Genomic DNA, 26,304 nt, shown 5'->3' with positions numbered 1-26,304 from the left:
ACTCTAACTCTGACCGCCCGTTTCCGCCCCTGATCCTTCCCCTGTTCCTGCCCAGGTCATGAGCTCGCAGACGAGTTCTTGAGAAGAGGAGTTGGTCCCGCATGGCCGCCGAACCGACCGCGCACGAGCTGATCGCCCGGCACCGGCCGACACTCGACCAGGCGCTCGAAGCGATCCGCACGCGCGCGTACTGGTCCCCGCACCCCGAACACCCGAAGGCCTACGGCGAGCACGGCAGCCTGGACGCGGCGGCGGGCAAGGCCGTCTTCGACGCCCTCCTGGGCGCCCGCCTCGACCTCGGCCAGCCCGGCACCGACGACTGGGTGGGCGGCGAAGTCTCGCCGTACGGCATCGAGCTGGGCGTGACGTACCCGCACGCCGACCTCGATGTCCTGTTGCCGGCCATGCGCGCCGGGCAGCGGGCCTGGCGGGACGCGGGCGCGGAGACGCGGGCCGTGGTCTCCATCGAGATCCTCAAGCGGATCGGCGACCGGACGCACGAGTTCGCGCACGCGGTCATGCACACCAGCGGCCAGGCCTTCATGATGGCGTTCCAGGCGGGCGGCCCGCACGCCCAGGACCGCGGTCTGGAGGCCGTGGCGTACGCGTATGCGGAGCAGGTCCGCACCCCCGCCGTCGCGGAGTGGACCAAGCCCCAGGGCAAGCGCGACCCGCTCGTCATGAACAAGGAGTTCACGCCGGTCCCGCGCGGGACCGCCCTGGTCATCGGCTGCAACACCTTCCCGACGTGGAACGGCTATCCGGGCCTCTTCGCCTCCCTCGCCACCGGGAACGCGGTCCTGGTGAAGCCCCACCCGCGCGCGGTGCTGCCGCTCGCGCTCACCGTGCAGATCGCCCGTGAGGTGCTCACCGAGGCCGGCTTCGACCCGAACCTGGTGGCACTGGCCGCCGAGCGTCCCGGTGAGGGCATCGCGAAGACGCTCGCCACCCGCCCCGAGATCCGGATCATCGACTACACGGGCTCGACCGGTTTCGGCGACTGGCTGGAGGCCAACGCCCGCCAGGCGCAGGTCTACACGGAGAAGGCCGGCGTCAACACGGTCGTCGTCGAGTCGACCGACGACTACAAGGGCATGCTGTCCAACCTCGCCTTCTCCCTGTCCCTGTACAGCGGCCAGATGTGCACCACCCCGCAGAACCTGCTGATCCCCCGCGACGGCATCACCACCGACCAGGGCCCCAAGTCATACGACGAGGTCGTCGCCGATCTCGCACGCTCCGTGGACGGCCTCCTGGGCGACGACGCCCGCGCGAACGGTCTCCTCGGCGCGCTCGTCAACCCGGACGTGAAGGCCCGCCTGGAGGCCGCCGCCTCCCTCGGCGAAGTCGCCCTCGCCTCACGGGAGATCAGCAACCCGGACTTCCCTGACGCGGTCGTCCGCACGCCGGTCATCGTGAAGCTGGACGGCGCCAAGCCCGACGACGAGGCCGCGTACATGAGCGAGTGCTTCGGGCCTGTCTCCTTCGCCGTCGCGGTCGACTCGGCGTCCGACGCGGTGGAGCTGCTGCGGCGGACGGTGCGGGAGAAGGGGGCGATGACGGTCGGGGCGTACACCACCGACGAGGAGGTCGAGAAGGCCGTCGAGGAGGTCTGTCTGGAGGAGGCGGCGCAGTTGTCGCTGAATCTGACGGGTGGGGTGTTCGTCAATCAGACGGCTGCGTTCTCGGACTTCCACGGGTCTGGGGGTAACCCGGCGGCGAACGCGGCGCTGTGTGATGGGGCGTTTGTCGCGAACCGGTTCCGGGTTGTTGAGGTTCGTCGGGACGCCTAGGAGCTCGGGAGGTGCGATTGCTGCGTGGGGGGCGGTCCGTTGTGGCTTGTCGCGCAGTTCCTCGCGCCCCTAAAGGGGCGCTGCTGTGGACGTGCTCCAGTGGTACAGCGTCATCGCCACGCTCGTCGCCAGGTTGTAGCTGGAGACCTGGGGGCGCATCGGCAGGGCTACCAAGTGGTCGGTACGCGCGCGTAGTTCGGGCGAGAGGCCGCTGCGTTCGGAGCCGAAGGCAAGAACGGAGTCGTCCGGGAGCTTCAGTCCCCGGATGTCGTCGCCCTCCGGGTCCAGGGCGAACACCGGGCCGGGCGGCAGTGCGTCCACCGTCAGGCGCTCCACGGCTGTCGCATAGTGCAGGCCCGCGCCTGCGCGGACGACCGTGGGGTGCCAGGGGTCGAGCGTCCCGGTGGTGACCACCCCGGTCGCCCCGAAACCGGCGGCGAGCCGGATCACGGCGCCCGCGTTGCCGAGGTTGCGCGGGTTGTCGAGGACCACTACGGGGGTACGGCGGGGCAGATGCCCGAGCTGCTGGAGGTTGGCCTCGCGCGCCGGTCGTACGGCCAGGGCTGCCACCCCTGTCGGGTGGGGGCGCGGTACGAAGGTGCGGTACGTGGCCTCCGGGACCTCCGTCAGCAGCGTGTCCAGGGTGTCCCGTACGTCGGGGGCCAGGTCACCGGCGAGGGCGAGGGCCGTCCGCCGGTCCGTGGTCACCGCGATCGGGACCTCGGCGCCGAAGCGCAGCGCGTGCTTGAGGGCGTGGAAGCCGTCGAGCAGCACGGCGGTCTCGGCGAGCCGGTGCCAGTCGGCCGCTGCGGGGTCGGTCATGCGGTGAAGCCTACGTGGCTGTGCTCGGGGTTCTCCGGGGCGCGAGGCTCCCCCGGATCCCCGTCCGGCACCGTACGGCCGCCCCGCGTGAACCACCGCCCACGCGCGCGTGCCGCCCATCCGCCGAGCCGGCGCAGGAACGACGTCGGCAGGAAGACCGCGTCCGTCGCGATCATCGCCAGGGAGAAGAACGGCAGCCCCAGGAGCACGGCGATCACCGCGTGCTCGGTCATCATCAGGGCCAGCAGGACGTTCTTGACCCGCCGGTTGAAGAGCGTGAACGGGAAGGCGACCTGCACGATCACCGTCCCGTAGGTCACCAGCATCACCATCGTGCCGCTGGAGGACAGCACGCCGGCGAGGCCGGGCCAGGGGGAGAAGTAGTCGAGGTGGAGCGGGTAGTAGACGGCGGTGCCATCCTGCCAGCGGGAACCCTGGATCTTGTACCAGCCGGCCGTCGCGTAGATCAGACAGGCCTCCGTCGCGATGACGAACAGGGCTCCGTTGTGGACCACGTTCGCTACGACGTCCAGCAGCACCCGGGGCTCGTACGACTTCGCGTAGCGCCCGACCGCCCACCACAGGGCCTGCGCCAGCCAGACGCCCCACAGGAGCGCGGGCACGAACCAGTCGCTGTCGAAGCGGCCGGCCGAGGTCACCGCGACGAGCACCGCGCCGAGGGCGACCCACAGGACAGGTCCGGCCCGGTCGGGAATCCGCTCTCCACGCGCGCGTGCCTCCCGGGTTCGGGCGGCCCGGCGCGCGTCGAGGGACCAGACCTGGCCGCAGCGGGTGAACACCAGGTAGAGGGACATCAGGTGCAGGACGTTGTCGCCGCCGTCGCCCATGAAGACACTGCGGTTCTGCAGCGAGAGCACTCCGACCATGAAGAGCACGGACGTCGTCCGGGTGCGCCAGCCCAGCAGCAGCAGGACGCTCGCCAGTACGGCCAGCGCGTACACCGTCTCGAACCAGAACTGCCCGTCTGACCACATCAGAGCCGTGAACGCGCCGTTGTCCGCGATCAGTTGCCGGGCCAGATCCCAGCTCCAGGGTCCGTCGGGGCCGTAGAGCTCCTGGCGGTGGGGCAGTTCGCGCAGCAGGAACAGCAGCCAGGTCGCGGCGAAGCCGATGCGGATCACGGCGCTCTGGTAGGGGCCGAGGGTCGACTCGGTGACGCGGGCGATGCCGCGGGAGACCGACGGCGCGAAGCCGCTCACCGGACACCTCCCGCGCCCTCGTCCGCCGGAACCGGCCACCAGGGCAGCGTGCGGTACTGGGGCGTGGTCGACACCTGCTCGTCACTCCACTCGGGCGGGGGCACGTTGGTGGTACGGGAGCGGACCTGGACACGCTGGACGGTACCGCCCGGTCCGGCGGCGTCGTCCCGGCCCAGGCGCAGCACGACGATGCGCCGCAGATACGTCTCCGCGAGCGTGCCGCGCACCCCTACCGCGCGGTTGTTGCCGTCGTGGGTGGCGGTCAGGAAGTCCCAGGCCCGGCGCAGCTCGTTCTGCTCGGTGTGGCTCGGCAGCAGATTGCCGTCGATGGCCGCGCCGTCCTCGGCCGACAGGTCGTACCAGCCGGTCGTACGGGTCTCACCGGCCGCCGTGCGGATGTCGGCGCGCACCTGGACCTCGATGTTCTGCTGCAAGGGGTTGGGCGCGAACAGCTTCCAGTTCTGCTCGAACTCCGGGTAGATCCACTCGTCGATCGCCTTGCCGTGCTGCTTCGTGACCGTGTTCGACGGCGCGACGTGCAGGAACACCATCCCGAGATGGACCAGGGCGGCGACCGCGACGACCGCGACCGCCAGCGCGGCACCCACCTGGTAGCGCAGGGACAGCGCGGCGACGCCGACAGGCGGGTCCGGTGCGGGCGGGTGCGGGGGCTGCTGCGCGGGCACGTGCGGCCCCTCGGGGGCGGCGGGCGTGCGCGGGCCCTCGGAGGAGGAGACCGGTGTCTGCTCCCCCTCGGGGGCGTTCGAGCCTCCGTCGTTCGCGTCCATTGCGCCCCGTTTCCGATTCCTGTCCGTCGCACGGAACGGTACTCAGCCGCACGCTCCCGGCACAGTCCCGATCCCCACAGGCCGTGCACGTTGTCATGTTGTCCACGGGGACTACCGCAGGTTGTCCACAGGGCACCCGGCCGAGCCGTTCCCTTCTTGTAGAACGTGTTCTATCTTGACGCTCCGTCAGATCAGGTCTTGCGGAAGGACGGAAACCGTGGACTTCACCTTCAGCGAGGAGCAGCAGGCGGCGGCCGAGGCGGCGGCGGGGGTGTTCGCCGATGTCGTGCCGGACTCCGTGCCCAGTCCCGCGGACACCACGGGCGCCGTCGCCGAGGACTTCGACCGGGCGCTGTGGGCCAGGCTCGCCGAGGCCGACCTGCTGAGCCTGCTGCTCGACGAGGAGTACGGCGGAGCGGGCCTGGACGCCATCGCCCTCTGTCTGCTGCTGCGGGAGTCCGCGAAGGTGCTGGCCAGGGTGCCGCTCCTGGAGAGCAGCGCCGCCGCGGCGGCCGTACAGGCCTTCGGCAGCAAGGAGCTGAGGTCCGGCCTGCTCGCCCGGGCGGCCCGCGGCGACCTCGTGCTGACCGTCGCCGCGCACGGGCGCACCGGCCACGACCCGGCCGAGCTCGCCGTGACGGCACGGCGGGACGGCGACCGGTGGCTGCTGGACGGGGTGCAGACGGCGGTGCCGTGGGCCCACAACGCGGACCTGGTCGTCGTACCGGCGCACACGGACGCCGACCGGAGCGTCCTCGCGCTGGTCGCCCCGGACCGCGACGGCGTCGTACTCGCCGAGCAACTCTCCACCACCGGCGAGCGGCTCGCCGAACTCCGCCTCGAATCCGTGCCGATCGCGGTGGTCGACGTCATCGACGCCGACGGCGCCTGGGAGTGGCTGCGCGACCTGCTGACCGCCGGCACCTGCGCGCTGGCCCTCGGGCTCGGCACCGCCGTCCTGCGCATGACCGCCGAATACACAGGCAAGCGCGAGCAGTTCGGGTTCCCGGTCGCGACCTTCCAGGCCGTCGCCGTGCAGGCCGCCGACCGGTACATCGACCTGCGCGCGATGGAGGCCACGCTGTGGCAGGCCGCGTGGCGGATCGCCTCGGGCGCACCGGGCGCGCTGCCCGCCGCCGCGGACCTGGCCGTGGCCAAGATCTGGGCGGCGGAGGGGGTACGACGGGTCGTGCAGACCGCGCAGCATCTGCACGGGGGGTTCGGCGCCGACACCGACTATCCGCTGCACCGGTACCACGCCTGGGCCAAGCACCTGGAGCTGTCGCTCGGCCCGGCGGCGGCACACGAGGAGGCGCTGGGGGACCTGCTGGCGGCCCATCCGCTCGGCTAGGGGCCCTGAAAGTCCTAGAGAACGAAGCCCGGTTCGCCCTCGTCGGTGACGACGGGGCGGCCCGCGGCTGCCCAGACCTGCATGCCGCCGTCGACGTTCACGGCGTCGATGCCCTGCTGGGTCAGATACGTCGTGACCTGGGCGGAACGCCCGCCGGAGCGGCAGATCACATGGACCCTGGCGTCCTGCGGCGCCGCCTCGGTCAACTCGCCGTACCGGGCCACGAATTCGCTGAGGGGGATGTGCAGCGCCCCCGTGGCGTGACCCGCCTGCCACTCGTCGTCCTCGCGGACGTCCAGCAGGAAGTCGCCGTCCTTGAGGTCGCCGACCTCGACCGTGGGCACACCAGCTCCGAAACTCATGACTCGACGCTACCCGACGCTCCGGCGGACGTGTCCGGCTCCCCGAGCAGGGCCGCCAACTCGGCCTCCCGCTCGGCGACCTGGGCGAGCAACTGGTCCGCGATCTCGTCCAGGAGGCGGTCGGGGTCGTCCGGAGCGATCCGGAGCATGGAGCCGATGGCGCCCTCCTCCAGTTCCCGGGCGACGAGAGTGAGTAGTTCCTTGCGCTGGGCGAGCCATTCGAGGCGGGCGTAGAGCTCCTCGCTGGGGCTCGGGCCGCGCTCCGCCGGGGCCGGTCCCGCGGCCCACTCCTCGGCCAGCTCGCGCAGCAGCGGGGCGTCGCCCCGGCTGTAGGCGGCGTTGACCCGGGTGATGAACTCCTCGCGCCGCTTGCGCTCGTCGTCGTCCTGCGCCAGGTCGGGGTGGGCCTTGCGGGCCAGCTCGCGGTAGAGCTTGCGGGCCTCCTCGCTGGGGCGCACCCGCTGCGGGGGCCGTACCGGCTGTTCCGTGAGCATCGCCGCGGCCTCCGGGAACAGGCCGTCGCCGTCCATCCAGCCGTGGAACAGCTCCTCGACCGCGGGCATCGGCATCACCCGGGCACGGGCCTCGTCCGCCAGGCGGATGTCCTCGGGGTCGCCGGTGCGCGCGGCTTTGGCCTCGGCGATCCGCGCGTCCAGCTCGTCGAGCCTGGAGTACATCGGGCCGAGTTTCTGGTGGTGCAGCCGGGAGAAGTTCTCGACCTCGATGCGGAAGGTGTCCACCGCGATCTCGTACTCGATCAACGCCTGCTCGGCGGCCCGTACGGCCCGCTCCAGCCGCTCCTCGGGCCGGGGCGCCGCACCGTCCGCCGGACCGGTGCCCCCGGTTTCCTCGCGCACCGAACCCTCACCCGCCGCGGCTCCGGCGGCAGACGGCATCTCGGCACCCGCCTGCTCCGGCACCGGTTCTCCAACGGGCGCGGACTGGGACTGCTCAGCTTCCGGGGTCGTCACCCGACCAGCGTAGGCCACGGCCGCCCCTCGCCTCCGGACAGTCGGCCACCGACCACTCGGCCGACAGGTCCCGGCAGGCGACGAACAGCGTGCCCGGGCGGCAGCCGATCTCGTGAGTGCAGCCGCCGGGGGCCGGGAGCACCTCGTCCAGGATCACGTCACCCAGGACGGACAGATCACGGACGCCCGGACCTTCCGGCACGTCCAGCACTTCCGTCTCGCCCCTCTCGCCCCTCTCACCCCTCTCACCCCTCTCACCCGTCTCGTCCAGCCCGTCCGCCCGGAAGACGGAGACCCCGGTGTAGCGGATGACCAGGTCCTCCTCGTGCTTCCAGCAGTTGTGCCGGAACCGGATCTCGATCCCGTCCTCGCCGCTGCGGACGGCCCCCTGCGGTGCGAGATCCTTCACGCACCGTCTGCCCCGGAAGGCGTAGTGATCGGGGTCCGTGGCGAACTCCCGCGCCCCCGGCGGCAGTCGCTCCGCGAACCCGGGCAACTCCGCCAGATACGGCCGGGGGTCGATCACCCCCGTCATCTCACCCACGCCTCCGTCGAGTTCGACGTACCTCACACCCCCAGCTCCGCCGCGACCCGCCCCGACCGCACCGCCGACACCAGCTCCGCGTGGTCCGCCTCGGTGCGGTCGGCGTAGGTGACGGCGAACGTCGCTATCGCCTCGTCGAGTTCGTCGTTCTTGCCGCAGTACCCGGCGACCAGGCGTGGGTCGGCGCTGTGGGCGTGGGCGCGGGCCAGGAGGGCGCCGGTCATCCGGCCGTAGTCGTCGATCTGGTCGGCGGCGAGGGCGGCGGGGTCGACGCTGCCCTTGCGGTTGCGGAACTGCCGTACCTGGAACGGCAGTCCGTCGACCGTCGTCCAGCCCAGCAGGATGTCGCTGACGACCTGCATCCGCTTCTGCCCGAGCACCACGCGCCGACCCTCGTGCTCGACGGACGGCGCGTCGAATCCGGCGGTCAGCAGATGCGGCACCAGCGCCGAGGGGCGGGCCTCCTTGACCTGGAGGACGAGCGGTTCGCCGCGGTGGTCCAGCAGCAGCACGACGTACGACCGCGTGCCGACGCTGCCCGTGCCGACGACGCGGAAGGCGACGTCGTGCACCGTGTGCCGGGCGAGCAGTGGGAGGCGGTCCTCGGAGAGCGTGTCGAGATACGACTCCAGGGACGCCGCGACCGCCGCCGCCTCCCCGTCCGGGATCCGGCGCAGTACAGGTGAGGCGTCGACGAAGCGGCGCCCGCCGTCCTCGGCCGCCTCGGTCGACTTGGCCGCGAACCGCCCGCTGGTGTTGCCCCGAGCCTTCTCAGAGACCCGCTCCAGGGTGCCGAGCAGGTCGCGGGCGTCGGCGTGGGAGACCAACTCCTCGTCCGCGATGGCGTTCCACGCGTCCAGCACCGGGAGCTTCGCGAGCAGCCGCATGGTGCGGCGGTAGGAGCCCACGGCGCCGTGCGCCGCCGTACGGCAGGTGTACTCGTCGGCGCCGGCCTCCCGGCCCGCGAGCACCAGCGAGGAGGCGAGCCGCTTGAGGTCCCACTCCCAGGGGCCGTGCACGGTCTCGTCGAAGTCGTTCAGGTCGATGACCAGGCCGCCGCGGGCGTCGCCGTACAGGCCGAAGTTGGCCGCGTGGGCGTCGCCGCAGATCTGGGCGCCGATCCGGGTCATGGGGGTGCGGGCGAGGTCGTGGGCCATCAGGCCGGCCGAACCGCGCAGGAAGGCGAAGGGGGTGGCCGCCATCCGGCCCACTCGTATCGGCGTGAGCCCGGGGATACGGCCGCGGCCCGACTCCTCGACGGCGGTCACCGCGTCGGGGCGGGAGCCGTCCAGACCGAGCGCGGCGTGCGCGGCGCGCGGGACGCTCTCCCGCAGCGCCTTGCCCGCTTCCTTGGGCGATCCCTCCACCGGCCACGTGGCGAAGCCCCGCACTCCGGGCAGCCTGCGCCCCACACCGATTCCGGCCTCGGTCATACCGACCGCCTCCCCCGCACTTGCGCACGCACGAACATCAACTCGCGACGACCGTACAGCCGGTGGCGAAAACGCGTCAGGCCCTGTGGACAACTCGGCGCCTGTGGACAGCGCCACGCCTGTGGAAAACCCACGGCGCCCGGCGGACCCCGCGAGGACCAGGCATCGGCAACCGCCCGAAGCCGGGGCTCGGCAACCGCCCTAAGCCGGGCCTCAGCAGTTGCCCGACTCCCACCCCTCGGGCAGATGCACCTTGGCCCACTCGCCGAGTTCCCGGAGCGCCGGGTCCAGGGCCTTTCCGGCCGCTGTCAGCCGGTACGAGACGCGCAGCGGCGGGCCCTCGTCGACCTCGCGGACGAGCAGGCCGGCGGAGCCGAGTTCGGTGAGCCGGTCGGAGAGCATGCGCTCGCTGATGCCCGGGATGGCCCGGCGCAGGTCGGAGAAGTGCATGGGCTGTGCCATCAGGACGGCCACGATCGGCCCGGTCCAGCGCTTTCCGAACAGCTGGAAGACACGGGTGATGCCCTTGTCGACCTGCTTGCACAGGTCCGTGCCGTGTTCCTGCTCGACCGTCATGGCCTCAGGGTACTGCCCTCCGGAATGGAGGTGAAAAAAAGTAAGTACCTATGTTATTCATAGTCGAGTACGAAACTTCAGCTGCTGAGCAAAACGATTGCTCGGCGAGCCCAGCCCCCTGGAGACCCCCATGGCCACGCTTCTGCACATCGACTCCTCCGTGTTCCCCGCCGGCGCCTCCGCCTCCCGCGCCGTCGCCGACGCCTTCCGCACGTCCTGGGAGGAACAGCACCCGGAGGGCACGGTTCTCCACCGCGACCTCGCCGCGAACCCCGTCCCGCACATCACCGCCGACGCCCACACCGCCGGCTTCGCCGACCCGGCCACGCACACCCCCGAGCAGGCGAAGGCCTTCGCCGAGCGCGTGCAGCTCATAGAGGAGCTGGAGCAGGCGGACGCGGTGCTGATCGGCGCCCCGATGTACAACTTCGCCATCCCCTCGACCCTGAAGGCCTGGCTGGACAACGTGATCCTCATGGGCCGCACCGCCGGCACCGAGGACTCGAAGATCAAGGGCACTCCGGTCACCGTGATCGCCAGCCGCGGCGGTGCATATGGCCCCGGTACCCCGCGCGAGGGCTTCGAGTACGTGCAGACGTATCTCCGCGCGGTCTTCGTCGACGCCCTCGGCACGGAACTGGAGTTCATCGTCCCGGAGCTCACCATGGCCCCGCAGAACCCGGCGATGTCCGACCTGGTCCCCCTCTACGAGGCGTCCCGCGAGCGCGCCCTCGACGACGCGGCGACCAAGGCCAAGGAACTGGCGGAACGGCTCGCCGCGTGACGTCCACGCCGGGGTGAGGCCATCGGGCCCCGAGCCCTCCACAGGTCGGGGCGAGCCCGATGAGCGTCATCGGATCCGGCACGCAGTGCGTGCGTCGAGGTCCGGGTACCGGTACACCCTCGTGTTCTTGGTGAGGTGGTCGAATTCGGCCGACACCGTGATGCCGTGCCCGGGCAGCCGCCGGCCGTCGTGGAGCCCCCGCCCCGTGACGGCCACCAGGAACACGATCTCGACCGTACGGCCGTCCTGTTCCCACAGCACATGGTCCAGGCCCTCTTCGAAGGGGGCTGCGGCGTCGCGATCACCCAGGACGAGCGGGTCCCCCGACCGTGAGATACCTCACCGCCGAAGCCGAGCCGGCCGCAGCACCGTCACCGCAACGAGAAACGGGCCCTCACCCTGACTTCCGTCAGTGGTGAAGACCCGTTTCGTCGGTTCTTCGCTGTGCGCGAGGGGGGAGTTGAACCCCCACGCCCTTTCGGGCACTGGAACCTGAATCCAGCGCGTCTGCCTATTCCGCCACCCGCGCATTGGGTGTGCCTTCGGGCTGTTCCCCCAGGGGGCTGGCGCCTTCCGACATGCAGAAGATTAGCACGGTGCCCGGGGTGGATTCACATCCCTTATCCGCACCCCGTGACCTGCCCCGGGGACCACCGGCGCCCCCTCCGAACGCCTCGCACCTCCCGCTACGTATCAACGTGGGCCGGTTCACGTATCAACCTCGTACCGGTAGCGGCCATCTCCCCAGGAGGGGGACAAGGTCCACAGTCAGGTGCGGGACACTTGTCTGCGGCCCCCTCTACGATCCTGGGCAGGAGTAGTGCAGAACGAGTTCGACGGGCCGACAAGGGGGAACCAGCCGATTTACCGGCGCGTGGATACGATCAGTAAGCAGTACCAAGGCAGCCGGCACGGCAACCAGTGCGGCAACGACGGAGGAGGTGCCCCATGGGAGTCCTGAAGAAGTTCGAGCAACGCCTCGAAGGTCTGGTCAACGGCACCTTCGCCAAGGTGTTCAAGTCCGAGGTCCAGCCCGTCGAGATCGCCGGCGCGCTCCAGCGCGAGTGCGACAACAACGCGACGATCTGGAACCGCGACCGGACCGTCGTACCCAATGACTTCATCGTGGAGCTGAGCACGCCGGACTTCGAGCGGCTCAGCCCCTACTCCGGCCAGCTCGGCGACGAACTCGCCGGCATGGTGCGCGACTACGCCAAGCAGCAGCGCTACACCTTCATGGGACCCATCAAGGTCCACCTGGAGAAGGCGGAGGACCTCGACACCGGTCTGTACCGGGTGCGCAGTCGTACGCTCGCCTCCTCCACCAACCAGCAGGCACCCGGGACCGCCGCTCCGGCGGCACCCCCGGCAGCGGGCCGGCCCGGCGGCTACGGCTATCCGCCCGCCGCCGCCCCCGCGAACGCCCCGCCGCCCATGCCGGCCGCACCGCCGCCCGGTGGCCGCGGCTCGGCGCCGTACCTCCAGCCCGCGCCCGCCGCCCCGGCGCCCGGCGTGCGGATGCGGTACTGGGTGGAGATCAACGGCGCCCGCCATCAGATCTCCCGCGCGACGTTGGTGATGGGCCGCAGCACCGAAGCCGACGTGCGGATCGACGACCCCGGCGTATCCCGTCGGCACTGTGAGATCCGGACCGGAACGCCCTCGACGATCCAGGATCTCGGGTCCACCAACGGCATCGTGGTGGACGGGCAGCACACCACCCGCGCTACGCTCCGCGACGGCTCGCGGATCGTCGTGGGCAGCACCACCATCATTTACCGGCAAGCCGAAGGGTGAAGCGGGGGCAATGTCAGAGCTGACCCTCACGGTCATGCGGCTGGGTTTCCTGGCCGTACTGTGGCTGTTCGTGATCGTGGCCGTGCAGGTCATCCGCAGCGACCTGTTCGGAACGCGTGTCACACAGCGCGGCTCGCGACGGGACGCGGGACGGCCGCAGCAGCAGGCCGCCCGGCAGGCGGCGCCTCCGCAGCAGCGCCAGCAGCAGCCGAGCGGGGGCGGCCGGCGGGGCCGTAACGCCCCCACCAAACTGGTCGTCAGCGAGGGCATCCTCACCGGCACCACCGTCGCGCTCCAGGGCCAGACCATCACCCTGGGCCGGGCGCACGATTCGACGATCGTGCTGGACGACGACTACGCCTCCAGCCGGCATGCCAGGATCTACCCGGACCGCGACGGCCAGTGGATCGTCGAGGACCTCGGATCGACCAACGGCACGTACCTGGACCGGTCCCGGCTGACGACCCCCACACCGATTCCGCTGGGCGCGCCGATCCGCATCGGCAAGACCGTCATCGAGCTGCGGAAGTAGTGCCACGTCATGAATGAGCGCGAGCGGAGCGAGCACGCACCGGCGGACCGTCTGGCGGACCCCGGCGCGCTCCCGACCGGAGGGTGGGCACCGTGCGGATGTACCCGGAGCCGACGGGCGAGGTGCGCATGAGTCTGTCACTGCGCTTCGCCGCCGGATCGCACAAAGGCATGATCCGCGAGGGCAACGAGGACTCGGGCTACGCCGGTCCACGCCTCCTCGCGATCGCCGACGGCATGGGCGGCCAGGCCGCCGGTGAGGTCGCCTCCTCCGAGGTGATCTCCACCATCGTCTCGCTCGACGACGACGTGCCCGGCTCCGACATCCTCACCTCGCTCGGCACCGCCGTGCAGCGGGCCAACGACCAGCTGCGGATGATGGTCGAGGAGGACCCCCAGCTGGAGGGCATGGGGACCACCCTCACCGCCCTGCTGTGGACCGGGCAGCGGCTCGGCCTGGTCCATGTCGGCGACTCCCGCGCCTACCTGCTGCGCGACGGGGTGCTGACCCAGATCACCCAGGACCACACCTGGGTGCAGCGGCTGGTCGACGAGGGCCGGATCACCGAGGAAGAGGCCACCACCCACCCGCAGCGCGCCCTCCTCATGCGCGCGCTCGGCAGTGGCGACCACGTCGAGCCGGACCTGTCGATCCGTGAAGTCCGCGCCGGCGACCGGTACTTGATCTGTTCCGACGGGCTGTCCGGAGTCGTCTCCCACCAGACGATGGAGGACACCCTCGCCAGCTACCAGGGCCCGCAGGAGACCGTGCAGGAGCTGATCCAGCTCGCCCTGCGCGGCGGCGGCCCCGACAACATCACGGTGATCATCGCCGACGTCCTCGACCTCGACACCGGTGACACCCTCGCCGCGCAGCTGTCGGACACCCCGGTCATCGTCGGCGCGGTCGCCGAGAACCAGCTCCACCACCACGACAACGGCATCATGCAGACTCCGGCGGGCCGCGCCTCCGGGCTCGGCCGCCAGGTGCCCGGACAGGGCGGCGGGGGCGGCGAGTTCGGCCCGCCCGGCTCCGGCGACACCACCGGTTACGTCCCCTCGGGCAGTTTCGGGGACTACACCGACGACGACTTCGTGAAGCCCTCCAAGGGCCGCAAGTGGCTGAAGAGATCCTTCTACACCGTGCTCACGCTGGCCGTCATCGGCGGCGGTCTGTACGGCGGCTGGCGCTGGACGCAGACGCAGTACTTCGTCGGCGCCAACGGCGAGCACGTCGCGCTGTACCGGGGCATCAGCCAGGACCTCGCCTGGGTCTCGCTGTCGAAGGTGGAGAAGGACCACCCCGACATCGAACTCAAGTACCTGCCGGCCTACCAGCAGAAGCAGGTCAAGGCGACGATCGCCGAGGGTGGTCTCCAGGACGCCCAGAAGAAGATCGACGACCTGGCGGTGCAGGCCTCCGCGTGCAAGAAGCAGTCCGAGCGCGAGGCCGCCGCCGGCACGAGCACCTCCAAGACGGGTCAGGGCCAGGCCGGCGGCACCACGGGAACCACCAGCACCTCCCTCACGTCCAAGGCCACGCCGTCACCTTCGGCCTCGACGTCCCCGTCCCCGACCAAGTCTGCAACTCCCAGCCCCGGTCCCAGCCTTTCGGAGGAAGAGCAGCAGGTCGTCTCGCAGTGCAGCAAGCAATAGGCAAGCCGTGAGAGGCCCCGTCACACGATGAGCAGTTCAACCAATTCGCCGACGCACCACACGTCCACGATCGGCGCCATCGGCGCACCGAGCAGACGCAACACCGAGTTGGCGCTGCTGCTGTTCGCGGTCGTCATCCCGGTCTTCGCCTACGCCAACGTGGGCCTGGCCATCAACGACAAGGTGCCGTCCGGCCTGCTGAGCTACGGACTGGGCCTCGGCCTGCTGGCCGGCGTAGCCCATTTCGTCGTACGGAAGTTCGCCCCGTACGCGGACCCGTTGCTGCTGCCCCTGGCCACCCTGCTCAACGGCCTCGGACTGGTCGTCATCTGGCGGCTCGACCAGTCGAAGCTGCTGCAGTCGATCAACCAGGCGGGCAACGCGGCGCCCCGGCAGCTGCTGTACACCGCGATGGGCATCGGACTGTTCGCCGTCGTCCTGATCTTCCTCAAGGACCACCGCGCGCTGCAGCGCTACACCTACATCTCCATGGTCGGCGCGCTGGTCCTGCTGCTGCTGCCGCTCGTGCCGGGCCTCGGCGCCAACATCTACGGCGCGAAGATCTGGATCTCGGTCGGCGGATTCTCCATCCAGCCCGGGGAGTTCGCGAAGATCGTGCTGGCGATCTTCTTCGCCGGCTACCTGATGGTGAAGCGCGACGCGCTCGCGCTGGCCAGCCGCCGCTTCATGGGCCTGTACCTGCCGCGCGGGCGCGACCTCGGCCCGATCCTGGTCGTCTGGTTCATCTCGATCCTGATCCTGGTCTTCGAGACCGACCTGGGCACCTCGCTGCTGTTCTTCGGAATGTTCATCATCATGCTGTACGTCGCCACCGAGCGGACCAGCTGGATCGTCTTCGGTCTGCTGATGTCCGCGGCCGGCGCGGTCGGCGTGGCCAGCTTCGAACCGCACGTCCAGCAGCGTGTGCAGGCCTGGCTGAACCCGATGAAGGAGTACACGCTCAGCAAGACCGTCCCCGGCCACTCGGCGCAGTCGATGGAGGCCCTGTGGGCCTTCGGCTCCGGCGGCACCCTCGGCACCGGTCTCGGCCAGGGCCACTCCGACCTCATCCGGTTCGCCGCCAACTCCGACTTCATCCTCGCCACCTTCGGCGAGGAGCTGGGCCTCGCCGGCATCATGGCGGTCCTGCTCATCTACGGCCTGATCGTGGAGCGCGGCGTCCGCACCGCCCTCGCCGCCCGCGACCCCTTCGGCAAGCTCCTCGCCGTGGGCCTCTCCGGCGCCATGGCCCTCCAGGTCTTCGTCGTCGCCGGCGGTGTGATGGGTCTCATCCCGCTGACCGGTATGACGATGCCGTTCGTCGCGTACGGCGGTTCCTCCGTCATCGCCAACTGGGCGCTGATCGGCATCCTGATCCGTATCAGCGACACCGCCCGCCGGCCGGCCCCCGCGCCCGCCCCCAGTCCCGACGCCGAGATGACCCAGGTGGTCCGCCCGTCATGAACAAGCCCCTGCGCCGGATCGCGCTCTTCTGCGGTCTGCTGGTCCTCACGCTGCTGTTGCGCGACAACTGGCTCCAGTACGTCAAGGCCGACGGCCTCAAGGACGACCCGAAGAACCGCCGGGTCACCATCGCGCGCTACTCCACCCCGCGCGGCGACATCATCGTGGACGGCAACCCGATCACCGGTTCCACCGAGACCAGCACCTCCGGGCTGAACGACCTCAAGTACAAGCGCACCTACAAGAACGGCGCCATGTGGGCGCCGGTCACGGGATACGCCTCGCAGGCCTTCGGCGCCAACCAGCTGGAGTCCATCGAGGACGGCATCCTCTCCGGCACCGACGACCGGCTCTTCTTCCGCAACACCCTCGACATGATCACGGGCAAGGACAAGTCCGGCGGCGACGTCGTGACCACCCTGAACGAGGCAGCGCAGAAGGCCGCGTGGAGCGGACTGACGAAGCAGGGCGGCAAGGGCGCGGTCGTCGCCCTCGACCCGTCCACCGGCAAGATCCTGGCACTCGCGTCCTACCCGTCGTACGACCCGTCGTCGTTCGCCGGGAACTCCACGTCCACGGACTCCAAGGCCTGGCAGAAGCTGCAGAAGAAGTACGACCCGAACGACCCGATGCTCAACCGGGCGCTGCGCGAGACCTACCCGCCGGGCTCCACCTTCAAGGTGGTCACCGCGGCCGCCGCCCTGGAGAACAACCTGTACTCGTCCGCCGACACGGCGACCGACTCGCCGCTGCCCTACATCATGAAGGGCACCACGACCGAGCTGAAGAACGAGGGCAGCATCCCCTGCAAGAACGCGACCATGCGCGTCGCGCTGCAGTACTCCTGCAACACCGTCTTCGGCAAGATCGGCTCGGACCTCGGCAACGCCAAGATGCTGGCCGAGGCGAAGAAGTTCGGCTTCGACGCCGAGCAGTTCACCCCGGTCCGCTCCAGCGCCTCGGTCTTCTCCGACAACATGAACTCCTCGCAGACCGCGCTGTCCTCGATCGGCCAGTTCAACACCGCCGCGACCCCGCTGCAGATGGCCATGGTCGCCTCCGCGGTCGCCAACGACGGCAAGCTGATGAAGCCGTACATGGTCGACAAGCTCCAGTCCTCGAACGTCGACACCATCGCGCAGACCGAGCCGCAACAGATGAGCCAGCCGCTCTCGTCGAAGAACGCGCAGATCCTGCAGTCGATGATGGAGACCGTCGTCAAGGACGGCACCGGCCAGAAGGCGCAGATCAGCGGCGTCACCGTCGGCGGCAAGACCGGCACCGCCCAGCACGGCGTCGCCAACAGCGAGAACCCGTACGCCTGGTTCCTCTCCTACGCCAAGCTCCCCGACGGCAGCTCGCCGGTGGCCGTGGCCGTGGTCATCGAGGACTCCAGCGCCAACCGTGACGACATCTCCGGCGGTGGCCTCGCGGCCCCCATCGCGAAGAGCGTGATGGAGGCGGTCATCAACAGTAAGAAGTGACCCCGCTCACGTCCCCTTCACATCGGTGCACGTTGCGATACCGGTCCTGTATCGGGTGACGGGCTTGGCCAGGTCACACAGAGCCAGCCGGGTACGGTAGGCCCGGACGGCTAGCCTCCGACCGCACATCCGTGCGGGTCGGGACCGACGGAGAGGGCTGGTAGGGAACTATGGAAGAGCCGCGTCGCCTCGGCGGCCGGTACGAGCTGGGCCAGGTGCTCGGCCGTGGTGGCATGGCGGAGGTCTACCTCGCCCATGACACACGCCTCGGCCGCACGGTGGCGGTGAAGACGCTGCGCGTCGACCTTGCGCGCGACCCTTCCTTCCAGGCCCGGTTCCGCCGGGAGGCCCAGTCGGCCGCCTCGCTCAACCATCCCGCGATCGTCGCGGTCTACGACACGGGCGAGGACTACGTCGACGGGGTCTCGATCCCGTACATCGTCATGGAGTACGTCGACGGTTCCACCCTCCGTGAGCTCCTCCACAGTGGCCGCAAGCTGCTGCCGGAGCGCTCCATGGAGATGACCATCGGCATCCTCCAGGCCCTGGAGTACTCGCACCGCAACGGCATCGTGCACCGCGACATCAAGCCGGCCAACGTCATGCTGACGCGCACCGGCCAGGTCAAGGTGATGGACTTCGGCATCGCCCGCGCGATGGGCGACTCCGGCATGACGATGACGCAGACGTCCGCGGTCATCGGCACCGCCCAGTACCTCTCCCCGGAGCAGGCGAAGGGCGAGCAGGTCGACGCCCGCTCGGACCTCTATTCGACGGGCTGTCTCCTCTACGAACTGCTGACCGTACGGCCGCCGTTCGTGGGCGACTCCCCGGTCGCGGTCGCGTACCAGCACGTACGCGAGGAGCCGCAGCCGCCGTCGGTCTTCGACCCCGAGATCACGCCCGAGATGGACGCGATCGTCCTGCGGGCCCTGGTCAAGGACCCCAACTACCGCTACCAGTCGGCCGACGAGATGCGCATGGACATCGAGGCCTGCCTCGACGGCCAGCCGGTCGCGGCGACGGCGGCGATGGGTTCGGTCGGCTACGGCGGCTACGGCGACGACCAGGCCACCACGGCCCTGCGCGCCGACCCCGGCGCCACCACGATGCTGCCCCCCATGAACCCGGACGACGGCGGCTTCGGCTACGACGACCGCCCCGACCGGCGCCGCCAGCAGAAGAAGAAGACGAACACCTCGACGATCCTGCTGGTCGTGGCGGCCGTCCTGGTGCTGGTGGGCGCGATCCTGATCGGGAAGTGGGCGTTCAGCGGGAACGGAGGCGCGGACAAACCGTTCGCGGCTCCGAACTTCGTCGGCCAGACCTACGACACCGCCAAGACCATGGCCGTCAACTCCGGCCTGAAACTGGGCGAGCCCACCCGCAAGGCCTGCGCGAACGCGCCGAAGGGCAGCGTCTGCTCGCAGGACCCGAAGGCGGGCGTCGACGTCAACAAGGGCGACACCGTCAACCTGGTCGTCTCGACCGGCGCCCCGAAGGTGGTCGTACCGAGCGTCCTCGGCCAGAATGTCGACGACGCCACCACGACGCTCGAGGGCGACAAGTACAAGTTCATCGTGAAGACGGTGCAGAAGGTGTCTGCGGAGGACCCGGGCACCGTCCTGGACCAGAACCCGAAGCTCGGCGCGGAGGTGGAGAAGGGCACCACCATCACCCTCACCGTCGCCAAGGCCCAGGCGAAGTCCACGGTCCCGGACGTCAGCGGCAAGAGCTGTGACGACGCCAAGGCGCAGATGACCGCGAACAACCTCGTAGGCAACTGCACCGAGGTCGACACCAGCGACCCCAACCTGGTCGGCAAGGTCGTCTCGACCGATCCGCAGGCCAACACCCAGGTCGACAAGAACTCCACGGTCAACATCCAGATCGGCAAGTCGACGCAGGTCCAGGTGCCGAGCGTGGTCGGCCAGACGGTGAAGAACGCCAAGCAGACGCTTCAGCAGCAGGGCTTCACCAACATCCAGTTCGCCGACGGCAGCGACCAGAGCGACAACGCGCTCGTGACCCGGATCGACCCGGGCGCGGGCAACACGGTCGACCCGAGCAACACGACGATCACCCTCACCACCCTGAGTGTCGGAAACGGCAACAACAACGGGGGGAACAACAACGGGGGCCTCTTCGGCGGGTCGAACGGATAGCGCAGTACCCCGAAGCACACGCAAGAGCCCCGGCACCCTGAGAGGGTGCCGGGGCTCTTGGGCTGCCGAGTGTGTTGCCGGGTCCTACCGCAGTTCCTTGGGCGGGGTCCGCGCGCTGTCCACCTTGTCGACGCGGACCAGCTCGCCCCACACCACGTACCGGTACCGGGAGGTGTACACCGGCGTGCAGGTCGTCAGCGTGATGTAGTGGCCGGCCTTCTTCCTGCCGGACTCCACGGGGATCTGGGCGAGGGTCTTGACGTTGTACTTCGAGGTCTCGGGAAGGATGTCGTAGACCTTGTAGACGTACCACTTGTCCTTCGTCTCGAAGACGATCGGGTCGCCCTTCTTGAGCTTGTCGATGTTGTGGAACTTGGCGCCGTGGCCGTCGCGGTGGGCGGCGAGGGTGAAGTTGCCGGTCTTGCCGGTGGCGGGCAGGACGGCCTTGACGGGGTCGGTGTAGTAGCCGGCGACGCCGTCGTTGAGGACCTTCGTCTCGGTGCCCTTCTCGACCAGCACCTCGCCGTTCTTCATGGCGGGCACGTGCAGGAAGCCGATGCCGTCCTTGGTGTCGAGCGCGCCGGGGCCGGTGTCCTTGTCCTTGGACCAGTTGTTGCGGACCCTGTCGGCCTGTTTGTCGGCCGTGCGGTCGGCGACGACGTTCGTCCACCACAGGGAGTAGACGACGAACAGGCCGAGGATCAGGCCCGCCGTGATGAGGAGTTCGCCGAAGAGGCTGACCGCGGTCGCGATCGGGCCGGTGCCGCGCGGGCGGTCCGGCGGCGACGCGGGCGTGTCGGTCTGCTCTTCGGTGTCGTCGGTGGTCGCTGCCACGTTCATCTGCCCCTACTCGATGAGCGCATCCGGCTTGCCCTTGCTGCGCGGCCGTTCCTCGACCATCTTGCCCCAGACGATCAGTCGGTACTTGCTGGTGAACTCCGGCGTACAGGTCGTCAGCGTGATGTACCGGCCGGGTTCGGTGAAACCCGAGCCCTTGGGGATGGGATCGATGACGCTGGTGTTGCTCGGCGACGTCACGGGCAGCGTCTTCGTCATCTTGTAGACGTAGTACGTGGTCTGGGTCTCGACGACGACCTCGTCGCCGGGCTTGAGCTGGTTGATGTACCGGAACGGTTCGCCGTGGGTGTTCCGGTGCGCGGCGAGCGCGAAGTTGCCGGTCTTGGCGTCCGGCATCGCGGTCTTGAGGGTGCCCTCGCTGTAGTGCCCGACCATGCCCTTGTCGAGCACCTTCTTGTTGCTGACGCCCTCGGCGATCGGCGCGACCACGTCCAGCTTGGGGATGTGCAGGATGGCGAAACCCTGCCCCGGCTCGAACTCCCCGGGCGCGCGCTTCCCGCTCGCCCAGTCGTTCTGGAGCTGGCTCGCCTCGCTGCCGGCCTGCGCATGTGCCCGCACGTTCGTCCACCACAACTGGTAGGTGACGAACAGCAGCATCAGCACGCCGGTGGTGATGAACACCTCGCCGATCGCGCGGCTCGCGACGACCGCGGCACCCGGTTTGTTCGCCCGTTGCCGCCGCCGCGCCTCGACCCGCGAGACGGGCGCGCCGGATCCGCCGGACGCGCCGACGGCACCGGATTCGGCCCCCTCGGCGGTTTCCTCCGCCGACCCGACGCCCCCATGACGCCCGTGACGGCCCTTGGCTGCCTTTCTGCGGGCCGCACGGCCACCCGTGGGGGTTCCCGTGGCGGAAGAGGCGGATGAGGCGTCAGACGCCGGTAGGGACCGACCGTGGCCGCGCCGTACCGGCGGCGGCTCTGGTACCCGCAGCGCCATGGTCTCTTCGTCGACCGGACCGTACGGCACCCCGGAGACGCCCTGGGCCGACGCGTCGTACCACTCCTCGAACCCGCCCGGCTCCCCGTACGGCTGCTCCCCGTACGAGGCCTCGGACTCGCGCTCGGGGCGCAGCGCGGTCACGCCGTGGCCCTACCCACCACCGGGGCGAGCCCCGCCGACCTCGCCACGGCACCCTGGTCGCCGCACTCCACCAGCCAGTTGGCCAGCATCCGGTGGCCGTGCTCGGTGAGCACCGACTCCGGGTGGAACTGGACGCCCTCGACGGGCAGTTCGCGGTGGCGCAGGCCCATGATGATGCCGTCGTGCGTCCGGGCGGTGACTTCCAGCTCGGCCGGGACCGTGCCCGGCTCGGCCGCCAGGGAGTGGTAGCGGGTCGCGGTGAAGGGCGAGGGCAGTCCGGCGAAGACGCCCCTGCCCTCGTGCTCGACGAGCGAGGTCTTGCCGTGCAGCAGTTCGGGGGCGCGGTCCACGACGCCGCCGTAGGCCACCTGCATCGACTGCATGCCGAGGCAGACGCCGAAGACGGGTACCCCGGTCGAGGCGCAGTGCCGCACCATCTCGATGCAGACGCCGGCCTCCTCGGGGGTGCCGGGGCCGGGCGAGAGGAGGACGCCCTCGAAGCCGTCCTGGGCGTGCGCGGTCGACACCTCGTCGTTGCGCAGCACCTCGCACTCGGCGCCCAGCTGGTACAGGTACTGGACCAGGTTGAAGACGAAGCTGTCGTAGTTGTCGACGACGAGAATCCGTGCACTCACTGGTTGTCCACCGTCACATCGTTGAAGGGCAGCAGCGGTTCGGCCCACGGGAAGACGTACTGGAAGAGGATGTAGACCACGAGCAGGGCCAGGACGAGCGAAATCAGCGCCTTGACCCACACGTTGCCCGGCAGATGCCGCCAGATCCAGCCGTACATGCCGTCCCTTCCGTCGCACCACGGCACCAGACTCACGCCGTACGCCACCAGACTAACGGCGCAGCGCGGCTGGTTTCCCGGCCTCCACAGGCTGCGTGGAGTCCAGGTGTGCCCAGACGATCAGCCGGTGGCTGTGCCCCCACTCCGGATCGCACGTGGTCAGCGTGAGATAGCGGCCCGAGGCCGTGTACCCGGACTTACGTGGCACAGGATCGATCACCTCAATGTCGGTGGGCACTGTTTTGTAAGGCCCTTTGTCGATCCGATACGTGAACCAGGTCGTCCCGTCCGTCAGCACCACCGCGTCACCCTTGCGGAGCTCGGGAAAGTTGACGAAGGGGTTGCCGTAGGTCCGCCGGTGGCCGGCCACCGCGAAGTTCCCGACCTGCCCGAGTCGGGCGGTTCCCGCGTAGTGCCCCAGCCCCTTCTTGAGGGTGTCCACGGCCGTGTCCTCGAGGACCGGCTTGTTCCACGTGAAACCAAGGCGCGGGATGTACATGATCGCGAAAGGCCTGCCGTCCTTGTACGCGGCCGGTTTCGCCGGGGCGGTGGGTGTGGGGGCCGCCTTCGGACGGGCGGTCTGCCGCGACCACTGGTCCTGCAGCTGGTGGATCTGGTCGCTCATCGTGTGGTCGGCCTTCACACCGGTCCAGAAGAGCACGTAGACCACGAAGAGGACGATCAAGGTGCCTGCGGTGATGCAGAGTTCGCTGACGCTCCTGACGATCACGCGCACCGGCAGCTCCCGTACGGACGCCTACTCCACTGGCTTCGCGTAGTGCAGATCCACTGTGCCCGAGTACCCGGGAAGAGTCACCGTCCCGTCATCGGTCACTTTCCACCCGAGCCCGTAGACGTTGACGTACACCATGTAGTTCTGGATCGTCTTCGACGCCGCCAGCGCCTGCTGCAGCTTCTCCGGGTCACCCACGGCCGTGATCTTGTACGGCGGTGAGTAGACCCGGCCCTGGAGGATCAGGGTGTTGCCCACACAGCGCACGGCACTGGTCGCGATCAGCCGCTGGTCCATGACCTTGATGCCCTGGGCGCCGCCCTGCCAGAGGGCGTTCACCACGGCCTGGAGGTCCTGCTGGTGGATGACCAGGTAGTCGGGCTGCGGCTCGGGATAGCCGGGGAGCTTGGCGGTGGCGTTGGGCGGGGCGTCGTTGAGGGTGACCGTGACGGCTTTGCCCTTGAGTTTCTGCGCGCCCGCGCTCTGCTCCAGCTTCGTCAGCTTCTCGTTGTCGGCGCCCGTGCCGGTGTCGTCCTCCTTGCGGAGCGCGTCGACCTCGTCGCGCAGGACGCCGTTGGCGTCGTTGAGCCGGCCGTTCTTCTCGCTGCGGTTCTGGATGAGGTCGGACAGCTTCAGCAGGGAGGCGTCCGTGCGGATGTTGGTGCCCTTGGCGGTGTTGAAACTGGTGAAGAAGATGAGCCCCGCGAGGGCGAAGACGGCCACCGTGAGAATCCGTACGGGACGGAAACGGCGGATACGGGCAGGACTGGTACCCGTCCCGGGGGAGTCGGCAGAATTGCTCAACGTACCCTTATCTCCTTCGGCGCCGCGGAAGCACTACGCTAACGGACGCCCGGGGGAGCACTCAGTGTCCCCTTGTACGCTGCCCCGGAGCCCGCCCCAGTTCCCTGCGCGGCCACGCAGCGCATCGACAGGAGAGACCCTCGTGCCGAAGTCACGTATCCGCAAGAAGGCCGACTACACGCCGCCGCCGGCGAAGACGGCGACCGCCATCAAGTTGAACAGCCGTGCCTGGGTCGCTCCGGTCATGCTGGCCATGTTCGTCATCGGACTGGCCTGGATCGTCGTCTTCTACGTCACCGACGGCTCCATGCCCATCGACAGCCTGGACAACTGGAACATCGTGGTGGGCTTCGGCTTCATCGCCGCCGGGTTCGGTGTCTCCACGCAGTGGAAGTAGCGGCGAAAGCTGCGGCCGCCACCCGGTGAACGCAGCTCTGCCCACGGCTTTCCACTGAGTTATCCACAGGCCAGAGAAGTATCCACAGCGGGCCTGGGGAAAAAGAACGACGATCTGTGGATAACCCACTGAGTGTTGACGCCGGTGTGACTGACACACCGGTAACCGCAAGTCTGTTCGCCCCCTGCCTGACCTGCACAAACGCTGGTCGATGACAGGGGGCACAGCTGTTCTCCACGGTATGCACAAGATCCGCCACGCACTGTGGACAACGGTTTGATATCAGCTGAGCTGAGCCGTCCTGATCAGCGTCAACACCACGACGATCACGAGTACGACGGCACAGGTGCCGTACTGGATCAGGGCCCGCCGCTCACGCGGGGCGTGGACCATCGCGTACCCGGTGATCACACCGGCGACCAGGCCGCCGATGTGGGCCTGCCAGGCGATGTTGCCCCAGCCGAAGGTGAAGATGAGGTTGATCACCAGCAGGGCGATGATCGGCCGCATGTCGTACCTGAGCCGGCGCATCAGCACAGCCGTCGCGCCGAAGAGGCCGAAGATGGCGCCGGAGGCACCGAGCGAGGATTCGGACGGCGAGGCCAGCAGGTACGTCAGCGCACTGCCCGCCAGGCCGGAGACGAAGTAGAGCGCGAGGTACCGGACGCGGCCGAGCGCGGCCTCCAGGGGGCCGCCGAGCCACCACAGGCTCAGCATGTTGAAGCCGATGTGCCATACGGCCTGGTGCGCGAACATCGCGGTCACCAAGCGGTACCACTCGCCGTCGGCGACACCCATTGTGGCCTTGTACGGTGCCGGCGGCCACGCGCCGACGAGAACGAGGTGGTCGAGCAGCGAGGGGCGTACCTGGACGGCGATGAACACCGCCACGTTGATCCCGACCAGGATTTTGGTGACAAGCCGCGGATCCGCCGCCACCGTGCCACCGGCGATCGTGCGGGGCTGGACGGCCGTCGGGGCATGCCCCGTGCCGGAGCCGCCGCGCACGCACTCCGGGCAGTGGAAACCGACCGAGGCGCTGACCATGCACTCGGGGCAGATCGGGCGCTCGCAGCGGGTGCAGCGGATGCCGGTCTCGCGGTCCGGGTGGCGATAGCAGCCCGGCAGGCTCTGGGCGTCCGGGGGCCGCTGTTCCTCCGGGCCCTGCGGGCTGCCTGGCGCCTGGTCCATGGGGTCCCCTCAATCCTTCGTACGCAATGCACCGCCCCGCCCATCCTTACGGATGAACGGGGCGTTTGGTTCCCGCCGGTAGGTACTGGTTCCGGCCCTGTGATCAATACACCTAGCGGGTCTCGACGACGACCGACTCGATGACGACGTCCTCGAGCGGGCGGTCGGTGCGCGGGTTGGTCTTCGTAGCCGCGATGGTGTCGACGACCTTCTGGCTCGCCGCGTCGGTGACCTCGCCGAAGATGGTGTGCTTGCGGGTCAGCCAGGCCGTCGGGGAGACGGTGACGAAGAACTGCGAGCCGTTGGTGCCCGGACCGGCGTTGGCCATGGCGAGCAGATAGGGCTTGTCGAAGCGGAGTTCCGGGTGGAACTCGTCCTCGAACTGGTAGCCGGGGCCGCCGGTGCCGTTGCCCAGCGGGTCTCCGCCCTGGATCATGAAGCCGCTGATCACCCGGTGGAAGACCGTGCCGTCGTAGAGCTTGTCCTTGGACTTCTCGCCCGTCTCGGGGTTGGTCCACTCACGCTCACCCGTGGCGAGCTCGACGAAGTTCCGGACCGTCTTGGGCGCGTGGTTCGGCAGCAGCCGGATTTCGATGTCGCCAAGGGTGGTCTTCAGGGTGGCGTAAAGCTGCTCGGCCACGATCTGCCTTCCGTTGTCTTCCTGTGACCCCCAGATCCTCGCACGCCGGCCGCGCCGAGGCGCC

Annotated in this window: 27 protein-coding genes and 1 tRNA gene; 11 read left to right on the top strand and 17 right to left on the bottom strand. The window is 69.4% G+C overall.

The features are described 5' to 3' along the window. Positions 1 to 101 precede the first annotated feature (101 nt). Positions 102 to 1,793 carry a phenylacetic acid degradation protein PaaN gene (gene paaN, locus OH768_RS26765; RefSeq protein WP_406457668.1) on the top strand — a complete coding sequence of 564 codons (1,692 nt, stop codon included), beginning with the start codon at positions 102 to 104 and terminating at the stop codon, positions 1,791 to 1,793. Between the two features lie 69 nt (positions 1,794 to 1,862). On the opposite strand, the gene OH768_RS26760 is transcribed toward paaN, so the two are convergent. From OH768_RS26760 to OH768_RS26750, 3 genes are read right to left on the bottom strand one after another with little or no spacing between them, the layout of a single operon-like run. Continuing rightward, positions 1,863 to 2,615: a TrmH family RNA methyltransferase gene (locus OH768_RS26760; protein ID WP_406457666.1), complete on the bottom strand. Its 753-nt coding sequence runs from the start codon at positions 2,613 to 2,615 to the stop codon at positions 1,863 to 1,865. Next, the gene (locus OH768_RS26755; RefSeq protein WP_406457664.1) at positions 2,612 to 3,835 is read right to left on the bottom strand and encodes an HTTM domain-containing protein; all 1,224 of its coding nucleotides are present in this window, start codon (positions 3,833 to 3,835) and stop codon (positions 2,612 to 2,614) included. Before OH768_RS26755 ends, OH768_RS26760 begins: the two co-directional genes overlap by 4 nt. Next, the gene (locus tag OH768_RS26750; protein WP_406457662.1) at positions 3,832 to 4,623 is read right to left on the bottom strand and encodes a DUF5819 family protein; all 792 of its coding nucleotides are present in this window, start codon (positions 4,621 to 4,623) and stop codon (positions 3,832 to 3,834) included. Before OH768_RS26750 ends, OH768_RS26755 begins: the two co-directional genes overlap by 4 nt. Before the next feature lie 217 nt (positions 4,624 to 4,840). Between OH768_RS26750 and OH768_RS26745 the strand changes: the two genes are divergently transcribed. After that, positions 4,841 to 5,974, top strand: a complete 1,134-nt coding sequence (locus OH768_RS26745; protein ID WP_406457660.1) for an acyl-CoA dehydrogenase family protein — start codon at positions 4,841 to 4,843, stop codon at positions 5,972 to 5,974. A gap of 14 nt (positions 5,975 to 5,988) precedes the next feature. Here the strand turns inward: OH768_RS26745 and OH768_RS26740 are convergent, their stop codons facing one another. The 5 genes from OH768_RS26740 to OH768_RS26720 form a co-directional block, all read right to left on the bottom strand. Then, a complete protein-coding gene (locus OH768_RS26740; RefSeq protein WP_406465454.1) occupies positions 5,989 to 6,318 on the bottom strand; it encodes a rhodanese-like domain-containing protein in 330 nt (109 codons plus the stop codon). A gap of 14 nt (positions 6,319 to 6,332) precedes the next feature. Continuing rightward, positions 6,333 to 7,307: a J domain-containing protein gene (locus OH768_RS26735; protein ID WP_406457658.1), complete on the bottom strand. Its 975-nt coding sequence runs from the start codon at positions 7,305 to 7,307 to the stop codon at positions 6,333 to 6,335. Further along, positions 7,288 to 7,878: a hypothetical protein gene (locus tag OH768_RS26730; protein WP_406457656.1), complete on the bottom strand. Its 591-nt coding sequence runs from the start codon at positions 7,876 to 7,878 to the stop codon at positions 7,288 to 7,290. Before OH768_RS26730 ends, OH768_RS26735 begins: the two co-directional genes overlap by 20 nt. After that, positions 7,875 to 9,284, bottom strand: a complete 1,410-nt coding sequence (locus OH768_RS26725; RefSeq protein ID WP_406457654.1) for a DUF2252 domain-containing protein — start codon at positions 9,282 to 9,284, stop codon at positions 7,875 to 7,877. Before OH768_RS26725 ends, OH768_RS26730 begins: the two co-directional genes overlap by 4 nt. A 213-nt stretch (positions 9,285 to 9,497) precedes the next feature. Next, a complete protein-coding gene (locus OH768_RS26720) occupies positions 9,498 to 9,860 on the bottom strand; it encodes a winged helix-turn-helix transcriptional regulator (RefSeq protein ID WP_406457652.1) in 363 nt (120 codons plus the stop codon). A 130-nt stretch (positions 9,861 to 9,990) separates the two neighbouring features. On the opposite strand from OH768_RS26720, the gene OH768_RS26715 reads away from it, so the two are divergent. Continuing rightward, positions 9,991 to 10,644, top strand: a complete 654-nt coding sequence (locus tag OH768_RS26715; protein ID WP_406457650.1) for an FMN-dependent NADH-azoreductase — start codon at positions 9,991 to 9,993, stop codon at positions 10,642 to 10,644. Positions 10,645 to 10,809: 165 nt separating this feature from the next. Then, positions 10,810 to 10,977: a hypothetical protein gene (locus OH768_RS26710; RefSeq protein ID WP_406457648.1), complete on the top strand. Its 168-nt coding sequence runs from the start codon at positions 10,810 to 10,812 to the stop codon at positions 10,975 to 10,977. Positions 10,978 to 11,089: 112 nt separating this feature from the next. Here the strand turns inward: OH768_RS26710 and OH768_RS26705 are convergent. Continuing rightward, positions 11,090 to 11,173, bottom strand: a tRNA-Leu gene (locus OH768_RS26705). 419 nt (positions 11,174 to 11,592) lie between these two features. Between OH768_RS26705 and OH768_RS26700 the strand changes: the two genes are divergently transcribed. The 6 genes from OH768_RS26700 to pknB all read left to right on the top strand — a co-directional run bounded on the left by OH768_RS26700 (position 11,593) and on the right by pknB (position 19,741). After that, a complete protein-coding gene (locus OH768_RS26700) occupies positions 11,593 to 12,441 on the top strand; it encodes an FhaA domain-containing protein (protein ID WP_406457646.1) in 849 nt (282 codons plus the stop codon). Between the two features lie 10 nt (positions 12,442 to 12,451). After that, a complete protein-coding gene (locus tag OH768_RS26695; protein ID WP_388113175.1) occupies positions 12,452 to 12,973 on the top strand; it encodes an FHA domain-containing protein in 522 nt (173 codons plus the stop codon). A gap of 98 nt (positions 12,974 to 13,071) precedes the next feature. Continuing rightward, positions 13,072 to 14,628, top strand: coding sequence for a Stp1/IreP family PP2C-type Ser/Thr phosphatase (locus OH768_RS26690; RefSeq protein ID WP_406465453.1), 1,557 nt, complete (start codon positions 13,072 to 13,074; stop codon positions 14,626 to 14,628). Between the two features lie 27 nt (positions 14,629 to 14,655). Further along, positions 14,656 to 16,092 (top strand): FtsW/RodA/SpoVE family cell cycle protein, encoded by a 1,437-nt coding sequence (locus OH768_RS26685; protein ID WP_359610683.1) that lies wholly within the window; start codon positions 14,656 to 14,658, stop codon positions 16,090 to 16,092. Further along, entirely contained in the window at positions 16,089 to 17,576 is a 1,488-nt protein-coding gene (locus OH768_RS26680) for a peptidoglycan D,D-transpeptidase FtsI family protein (protein ID WP_406457643.1), read from the top strand. Before OH768_RS26685 ends, OH768_RS26680 begins: the two co-directional genes overlap by 4 nt. Positions 17,577 to 17,746: 170 nt before the next feature. Beyond that, positions 17,747 to 19,741, top strand: a complete 1,995-nt coding sequence (gene pknB, locus OH768_RS26675; RefSeq protein ID WP_406457641.1) for a Stk1 family PASTA domain-containing Ser/Thr kinase — start codon at positions 17,747 to 17,749, stop codon at positions 19,739 to 19,741. Positions 19,742 to 19,825: 84 nt separating this feature from the next. Here the strand turns inward: pknB and OH768_RS26670 are convergent, their stop codons facing one another. Genes OH768_RS26670 through OH768_RS26645 form a run of 6 tightly spaced genes read right to left on the bottom strand, consistent with a single transcriptional unit; the run spans position 19,826 to position 24,012 of the window. Beyond that, a complete protein-coding gene (locus OH768_RS26670; protein ID WP_406457639.1) occupies positions 19,826 to 20,581 on the bottom strand; it encodes a class E sortase in 756 nt (251 codons plus the stop codon). Between the two features lie 6 nt (positions 20,582 to 20,587). Further along, positions 20,588 to 21,682, bottom strand: coding sequence for a class E sortase (locus tag OH768_RS26665; protein WP_406457637.1), 1,095 nt, complete (start codon positions 21,680 to 21,682; stop codon positions 20,588 to 20,590). Beyond that, complete coding sequence (locus tag OH768_RS26660) at positions 21,679 to 22,317, bottom strand: aminodeoxychorismate/anthranilate synthase component II (protein WP_406457635.1); 639 nt, start codon at positions 22,315 to 22,317, stop codon at positions 21,679 to 21,681. Before OH768_RS26660 ends, OH768_RS26665 begins: the two co-directional genes overlap by 4 nt. Beyond that, complete coding sequence (locus OH768_RS26655; RefSeq protein ID WP_406465836.1) at positions 22,314 to 22,511, bottom strand: hypothetical protein; 198 nt, start codon at positions 22,509 to 22,511, stop codon at positions 22,314 to 22,316. The genes OH768_RS26660 and OH768_RS26655 overlap by 4 nt, the downstream gene beginning before the upstream one ends. 16 nt (positions 22,512 to 22,527) lie before the next feature. Beyond that, positions 22,528 to 23,211: a class E sortase gene (locus OH768_RS26650; protein ID WP_406457633.1), complete on the bottom strand. Its 684-nt coding sequence runs from the start codon at positions 23,209 to 23,211 to the stop codon at positions 22,528 to 22,530. A 21-nt stretch (positions 23,212 to 23,232) separates the two neighbouring features. Next, entirely contained in the window at positions 23,233 to 24,012 is a 780-nt protein-coding gene (locus OH768_RS26645) for a DUF881 domain-containing protein (protein ID WP_406457631.1), read from the bottom strand. 142 nt (positions 24,013 to 24,154) lie between these two features. Between OH768_RS26645 and crgA the strand changes: the two genes are divergently transcribed. Next, positions 24,155 to 24,409: a cell division protein CrgA gene (crgA, locus tag OH768_RS26640; protein ID WP_019073554.1), complete on the top strand. Its 255-nt coding sequence runs from the start codon at positions 24,155 to 24,157 to the stop codon at positions 24,407 to 24,409. 282 nt (positions 24,410 to 24,691) lie between these two features. On the opposite strand, the gene OH768_RS26635 is transcribed toward crgA, so the two are convergent. Together OH768_RS26635 and OH768_RS26630 are read right to left on the bottom strand one after the other, a co-directional pair. Beyond that, positions 24,692 to 25,600 (bottom strand): rhomboid family intramembrane serine protease, encoded by a 909-nt coding sequence (locus OH768_RS26635; RefSeq protein WP_406457629.1) that lies wholly within the window; start codon positions 25,598 to 25,600, stop codon positions 24,692 to 24,694. Positions 25,601 to 25,712: 112 nt separating this feature from the next. Continuing rightward, entirely contained in the window at positions 25,713 to 26,240 is a 528-nt protein-coding gene (locus tag OH768_RS26630; protein ID WP_406457627.1) for a peptidylprolyl isomerase, read from the bottom strand. Positions 26,241 to 26,304 lie beyond the last annotated feature (64 nt).

The sequence above is a fragment of the Streptomyces sp. NBC_01622 genome, assembly GCF_045209635.1.
Lineage (GTDB): Bacteria > Actinomycetota > Actinomycetes > Streptomycetales > Streptomycetaceae > Streptomyces.
This window is presented reverse-complemented; position numbering and strand designations above follow the sequence as displayed.